Genomic DNA, 5933 nt, shown 5'->3' with positions numbered 1-5933 from the left:
TCGGTCTCGACGATACGCCGGATCGTCGCGCGTGGTTCTGTCCAAATCGTGAAGAAAGGTGTGATCGAGCCGCCAGCCCCATTCGCCATCGAAGCCCCCGTCCGCGTTCCGCCACGCTAGCATCTCGTCGCATCATGCAACAGCACGGCGCCGCTCGCGCTCGATTGACCAATTTCAGGATGCGAATTACGATCGCGACGATGAAATGCCGCAACTCGATCCTTGTAGCCGCGATACTTGCCGGATGCGCGCTCACTTCAGGATGCGTCTTCGTGCAATCGAGTGCGATCTCCGATCGCGCGGGCGCCGGGAATCCGATCAGCGCGAATGCGAGCGACCTCGGATACCTTCATCTGGTCGCGCCGCAAGGACTCACGCAGACCGCGTTTTCGAACCTGCTGAGCAACTGCGCCACCGGCAAAGTGTCGGGAGTGACGACCGAGCTTCAGATGCGCGATTTCTTGATCGTGCAGTCGTACAATGTGTCGGTGAGCGGTATCTGCAGCTAATCAGCTAGCGAATCTTGACCGCGGTCCCCTCCGACGGCGGCCGACTGCGCTTGCCGCGCATTGGTTTCAACGCCCGCATAAAACTCATCACGGCCTCAGCTTCTGATCGAACTGCATCGGGATCGTGCCCGCCTTGCTCGATCTCCTTCTCTACTTCCGCGATCGTTTTCGCCCAGTCGTTCTTGTACTTGCGATTGAGCTCCTTCCACGCCACCCCCGCGAGCGCGTCGGTGACGTTCGCCGGCGGCCGATAGAACCCGCGCGCGATCAGCACCGCGATCGCAGGATAACCGACGTAGCCTTGCCAGTATGACGCGTTGTCGTTCGACGCGATTTCGCGCCCGTCCGCCGACGTCTCGACTTCATAAGTCTTCGACCCGTCTGACGACGTCACCGTCGCCCGCCGCTCGTCCTTGATCCGCACGCGTCCGTCGCCAATCGCGCCGAGCGCCTCGTACACTTTGATTAGAGGCGGCATCTTCCATTGTGTCGCTGGCATAGCCATCTCTATTCGATCATATTCGACATCACGTCAATCATTTGGAGACAGTGAGAAATCGGCGATGGCAAATCCACCAATCGGCAAACTCGATCACATCGGAATCGCGGTTAAGAGCGTCGCCGAGGCGCGCAAGTTTTTCGAAGGCGTCCTCGGCGCCACTCTTCAATTTGAAGCCGCCAATGAAGCCGCCGGCTTCACGCTGGCCGCGTTCGATCTGAATGGACTGTCAATCGAGCTCCTTGAGCCGCTAGGCGCGAATTCGTTCCTGCACAAATTTCTCGAAAAGCGCGGCGAGGGGATGCATCATCTGACGTTCAACGTCCCTAACTGCAAATCCAAAACCGCCGATCTGAAAGATCAGGGTGTGCGCATCGTCGACGAGCACGAATGGTCGCCAACCAGCTTCGAGTCCTTCATCTCCCCGCGTTCATCCCACGGCGTATTGATCCAACTAGGCTCCGGCTACCCAACCCTAAACAGCGACCCGACCTGGACAAGAAAGAAGGCAACCTAACCCCTAGCCCCTTCCCATAGTGGGAAGGGGAACCGGAATTAAAAATGGAACGCTACCGGATTTATGTGACCGAGAGCAAAGTAGCGCGCTGCGCGCAACTTTGCGATTGACACTGGGTGCAGGGGTCACCCTTGCCCAAGGAAGCGTGAAACCCACGGCGGGTTTCACACTAAATCAAATGACTCACCCAATCAGCCCCGGATTCGCGCCGCCATCGATCGTGATATTCGCGCCATGAATAAACGCCGCCCGATCCGACGCCAGGAACATCACCAGGTCCGCGACTTCTTCGGCCTTGCCGGGACGCCCCAGCGGCGTCATTCGCTTGAGCACCTCATCCATATTGCCGCCCGCTGCGCGCCGCTCAGTGAACAGCCGCAGCCTGTCCGTGAAAATCGGCCCCGGATTCACACCGACGACGCGCACGCCATGCTTCGATCCTTCGTTCGCGAGCGCCTTGGTGAAATGGTTAAGCGCCGCATTCGCGGAACCGCCGATCATATAGCCGCCAGTCGGAATCAGCCCGCCAGTCCCAATCACGTTCACGACGACGCCATGCCCCTGCCGATCCATCTGCGGCAAAACCTCGCGCGCCGTCCGCACGTAGCCGAAGAATTTGAGATTCCAGTCCTCGAGCCATTCGTCGTCGGTGAGCTTCTGAAAATCGCCCGGGCGCGCGCTGCCCGCATTGTTTACCAGGATGTCGATTTTGCCGAACGCTTCGACGCATCGCGCGACCACCCGCTTCACGTCTTCAGGTTTGTTGAGGTCGGCCTGAATCGCCTCGACGCGAGCGCCGTCGCGGCCGCGCGCCAGCTTTACGGTTTCGTCCAGCGCCTCGCGGCCGCGCGCGCACACCAGCACCGACGCGCCTTCCGCCGCCAACCCGATTGCGGTCGCCCGCCCGATTCCCTTGCTGCCGCCCGTGACGATTGCCGCTTTGCCGCCGAGTCCAAGTTCCATTGTGGATAACCTCTATAGAAATCTCGCATGTGTCATCCTGACAAAGCGAGCAGCGCGAGCGGCAGGAAGGATCCCTGACAGCTTCGCGCACGCGAAGCCGGTTACGGTCTCCGAGTCGTCCGCCCTGAGGGGCGGGCCACCAACATCGCACCGTCGCGAGCGTCAACCCGCCTTAACATCGCGCGTTCTATCTGACACGATTGCTATACGCACGCGCGGCTTCGCCAATTGAAATGAAAGAACTGATCGTCTCCATCCTTCGCGACGCAATCGGCCGGGCGCGCGCCGCTGGTCAGTTGACTTCCGAAATTCCGTCGATCGGAATCGAGGCGCCGCGCGATTCCGCTCACGGCGACATCGCCTCGAACATCGCGCTGACGCTTGCGAAGCCCGAACGCAAACCACCGCGCGCAATCGCTGAGATAATCAAGTCGCACGTCACTTTGCCTTCCGAAGTGAGCGAGGTTTCGGTCGCCGGCCCCGGCTTCATCAATTTTAAAATGTCGCCCACGTACTGGCACTCCGAGATGCGCCAGGCTGCGAGCGCCGGCCGCGCATTCTGGAGGCCGCGAGCGTGGGAGCTGCGTCCCGGCGCCGGAAAAAAGGTCCAGGTCGAGTTTCTCTCCGCCAATCCCACCGGCCCGGTGACCGTCGGCCACGGCCGCAATGCTGTCCTCGGCGACACCATCGCGCGCCTCTACGAGGCCGCAGGCTTCGACGTCACCTGCGAATATTATTTCAACGACGGCGGCCGCCAGATGAAGCTGCTCGGCGAGTCGGTCCGCGTCCGTTATCTGCAGGCGCACGGCATCGACGCGACGATGCCCCCCGACGGCTACCAGGGCGAGTACATCGTCGACATCGCGCTCGCGCTGAAAGCGGAGCGGGGCGACTCGCTCATTGAGGTAACCGATCTCGAGATTTTCCGCTCGGTGGCTGTCAAAGCCATCTTCGCCGACATCAATCAGACCTGCACGCGCCTCGGAATCCGCTTCGACGTCTTCACCAACGAGCTCGATCTCTTCAACTCGGGGAAGGTTGACGCCGTCCTCAAGGCACTGCACGACGCCGGTCTCACCTTCGAGGAGGACGGCGCCGTATTCCTGCGCGGCGATCCGCTCGGACTTCCCAAGGACGCGGTGCTCGTCCGCTCCGACGCAGACCGTCAGCCGACGTATCGCACGCCCGACATCGCGTATCACATCGACAAGCTCAAGCGCGGCTTCGATCTCATCGTCGGCGTCTTCGGCGCCGATCACATCGCCGAGCACCAGGAGGTCATCGCCGCGGTCAAGGCGCTCGGCTACGACGTCACTCCCGTCCACGCGATCATCTACCAGTTCGTAACCCTCACGCGCGCCGGTGAAAAGGTTAAGATGTCGACGCGCAAGGCGACCTACGTCACCCTCGACGAGTTGATCGACGAAGTCGGCGCCGACGTCGTGCGATTTTTCTTTCTGTTCCGCAAGTCCGACAGCCAGCTCGATTTCGATCTCGAGCTCGCCAAAAAGCAGGCGGCCGAAAATCCCGTCTTCTACGTCCAGTACGCGCATGCGCGCCTCGCGAGCATTTTCCGCGAGGGGGCAGCGAAGGACCTGACCCTGCCCGCGGATACCTCGTCGATCGATCTCAACCTGCTCGGAGCCGAGGAACTCGATCTCGCCAAGCGCGCGATCGGCCTGCCCGAGGTCATGTCCGCCGCGGCCGAGGCGCTCGAGCCGCATCGGATTCCGTTCTACCTGCTCGATTTGGCGGGAGAGTTTCATCGCTACTACAACAAGCCCGCGAATCGTATAATCGGACCGGATCGCGAACTCAGTTTGGCGCGGATGTTCATGGCAGGGATTCTCAAAGATGCGATCGCGGGCGGACTCGAATTGCTCGGAGTGAGCGCTCCAGAGCGGATGTGAGAGGCTGATGCGGTTCGAAATCAAGGCGGCCGGCGGGTTTCTGATTTTAGCCGGATTGGTCGGACTCTCGGGCTCGGTCTTCCTGCTGGGATTGATCGCGGGAAACTATATGGCCCGGCAGAATCAGCCCGACATCAATCAAATCTCCTCGACCTACCCGCTGCCGAATCCCCCTGAAAAGCCGCCGCCGGTATCCGAGATGTCGCCGGCGGCCGAAGCGTCGCCCGCGATGGCCTCGGTGCCGCCTGCTCCTCCCGTCTCGATAAAACCGCCCGCGCCCGCAATTGGCGAAGCGCGTCCCGCTGCGCGCACCTCGCCCGCTGCCGTCGCCCGCATCAGGCCGCCGGCCGTAGCGCCCGCGGCTAATCCTGCCGCATCTGACGACGACACTGACGAGGATTCCGAGGAAGCCTCTGCGCCCGCACCGCCTCCGCGCGCTCTTCCTCGGGGCGCGAAGCCGTACAACATCCAGATTGAAGCCGTGATGGACAAGAGCGGCGCGGACGAGATGGTCGGGCGTCTCAAGTCGCTCGGCTACAACGCGCAAGAAGTGAAAACCGAACTCAACGGGCAACTGTGGTATCGCGTCCGCGTCGGCCCGTACGCCAGCGCCGAAGAAGCGACCGCCGCGCAAGACCGCCTCCGCGAGCAATACAAGCAGGCCTACACCACCTCGCACTAGGTGGATGGAGTTTTATTCCGTCGGATGAATTACCGCGCGGTCACGGCCCGATCGCGCGCGCTCCAATCATTTCCGCTCCGGTTGACAATCACCCGACTCATCTTCATCATTAACCCCAAGATGAACCTCACAAGCCGAAACGTTCGCGCGGGATGGTGGCGCTGGCACCCCGATGCACCCCCCTGCGCGCCGGCTTTGTAGTTCATTCGCAAAACCGATTTCCCAAAAGGGCCGCAGGCGTAACCTGCGGCCCTTTTCTTTTTTTGGAGTGACGGAGTCAGACGCAAGCGAGAGGAACCTAGATGTTGCAGCCCACTGAAAAAGAATTCGAACGACTCGCAGCCGATGGATTCAACCTCATCCCAGTCTTCGAAGAAGTCGCCGCCGACCTCGAGACTCCCGTCTCCGCCTTCCTCAAGGTCGCGCGCGGCGACTACGCCTTCCTGCTCGAAAGCGTCCGCGGCGGCGAGAAATGGGGCCGTTACACCTTCCTCGGCTCCGATCCTTTCCTCGTGATGCGCGCGCGTCGCAACCGCATGGACATCATCCGCCCCGGCCGCGGCGTCGAAGTGCGCTCGGTCGACAACTCCTTCGAGGAGTTGCGCGCCGAGGTCAAACGCTTCCGCGCCCCCGAGCTGCCCAACCTGCCGCGCTTCTTCGGCGGCGCCGTCGGCTTTCTCGCCTACGACATCGTGCGATGCTTCGAAAAGATTCCCGAGACCGCCAGCGACGATCTCGGCATTCCCGATTTCCACCTGATGTTCACCGACACGGTGCTGTGCTTCGACAACGTCCGGCAGACGCTCAAAATTATCGCCAACGTCCCGGTCGAAGAGTTCGCCTCGACCAAAAT

General features: G+C 61.5%; 6 protein-coding genes and 1 pseudogene. 5 read left to right on the top strand and 2 right to left on the bottom strand.

From position 1 onward, the window contains the following. Positions 1–179 precede the first annotated feature (179 nt). A complete protein-coding gene (locus WB650_RS04090) occupies positions 180–509 on the top strand; it encodes a hypothetical protein (RefSeq protein WP_422305921.1) in 330 nt (109 codons plus the stop codon). Positions 510–513: 4 nt separating this feature from the next. Here WB650_RS04090 and WB650_RS04085 read toward each other — a convergent pair whose 3' ends face one another. Continuing rightward, positions 514–1008, bottom strand: coding sequence for a hypothetical protein (locus tag WB650_RS04085; protein ID WP_423959544.1), 495 nt, complete (start codon positions 1006–1008; stop codon positions 514–516). A 64-nt stretch (positions 1009–1072) separates the two neighbouring features. Between WB650_RS04085 and WB650_RS04080 the strand changes: the two genes are divergently transcribed. Beyond that, positions 1073–1525 (top strand): VOC family protein, encoded by a 453-nt coding sequence (locus WB650_RS04080; protein WP_423959542.1) that lies wholly within the window; start codon positions 1073–1075, stop codon positions 1523–1525. A 183-nt stretch (positions 1526–1708) separates the two neighbouring features. Here WB650_RS04080 and WB650_RS04075 read toward each other — a convergent pair whose 3' ends face one another. Beyond that, positions 1709–2488 carry an SDR family oxidoreductase gene (locus WB650_RS04075; RefSeq protein ID WP_422302491.1) on the bottom strand — a complete coding sequence of 260 codons (780 nt, stop codon included), beginning with the start codon at positions 2486–2488 and terminating at the stop codon, positions 1709–1711. Positions 2489–2721: 233 nt separating this feature from the next. Between WB650_RS04075 and argS the strand changes: the two genes are divergently transcribed. The 3 genes and pseudogenes from argS to WB650_RS04060 form a co-directional block, all read left to right on the top strand. Next, complete coding sequence (argS, locus tag WB650_RS04070; RefSeq protein WP_423959540.1) at positions 2722–4398, top strand: arginine--tRNA ligase; 1677 nt, start codon at positions 2722–2724, stop codon at positions 4396–4398. A gap of 7 nt (positions 4399–4405) precedes the next feature. Next, the gene (locus tag WB650_RS04065) at positions 4406–5080 is read left to right on the top strand and encodes an SPOR domain-containing protein (RefSeq protein WP_423959539.1); all 675 of its coding nucleotides are present in this window, start codon (positions 4406–4408) and stop codon (positions 5078–5080) included. A 302-nt stretch (positions 5081–5382) separates the two neighbouring features. Continuing rightward, positions 5383–5933, top strand: a pseudogene (locus WB650_RS04060) (anthranilate synthase component I); the annotation flags it as partial.

The sequence above is a fragment of the Binatus sp. (SeqCode) genome, from assembly GCF_049584895.1.
Lineage (GTDB): Bacteria > Desulfobacterota > Binatia > Binatales > Binataceae > Binatus.
The sequence above is the reverse complement of the archived record's forward strand: the minus strand, read 5'-3'. Positions and strand labels throughout refer to the sequence as shown.

Excerpts from the sequence above, each read along its gene's own strand:
- WB650_RS04090 (WP_422305921.1), top strand. The coding sequence starts at position 180 with ATGCGAATTACGATCGCGACGATGAAATGCCGCAACTCGATCCTTGTA.
- WB650_RS04085 (WP_423959544.1), bottom strand. The coding sequence starts at position 1,008 with ATGCCAGCGACACAATGGAAGATGCCGCCTCTAATCAAAGTGTACGAG.
- WB650_RS04080 (WP_423959542.1), top strand. The coding sequence starts at position 1,073 with ATGGCAAATCCACCAATCGGCAAACTCGATCACATCGGAATCGCGGTT.
- WB650_RS04075 (WP_422302491.1), bottom strand. The coding sequence starts at position 2,488 with ATGGAACTTGGACTCGGCGGCAAAGCGGCAATCGTCACGGGCGGCAGC.
- argS (WP_423959540.1), top strand. The coding sequence starts at position 2,722 with ATGAAAGAACTGATCGTCTCCATCCTTCGCGACGCAATCGGCCGGGCG.
- WB650_RS04065 (WP_423959539.1), top strand. The coding sequence starts at position 4,406 with ATGCGGTTCGAAATCAAGGCGGCCGGCGGGTTTCTGATTTTAGCCGGA.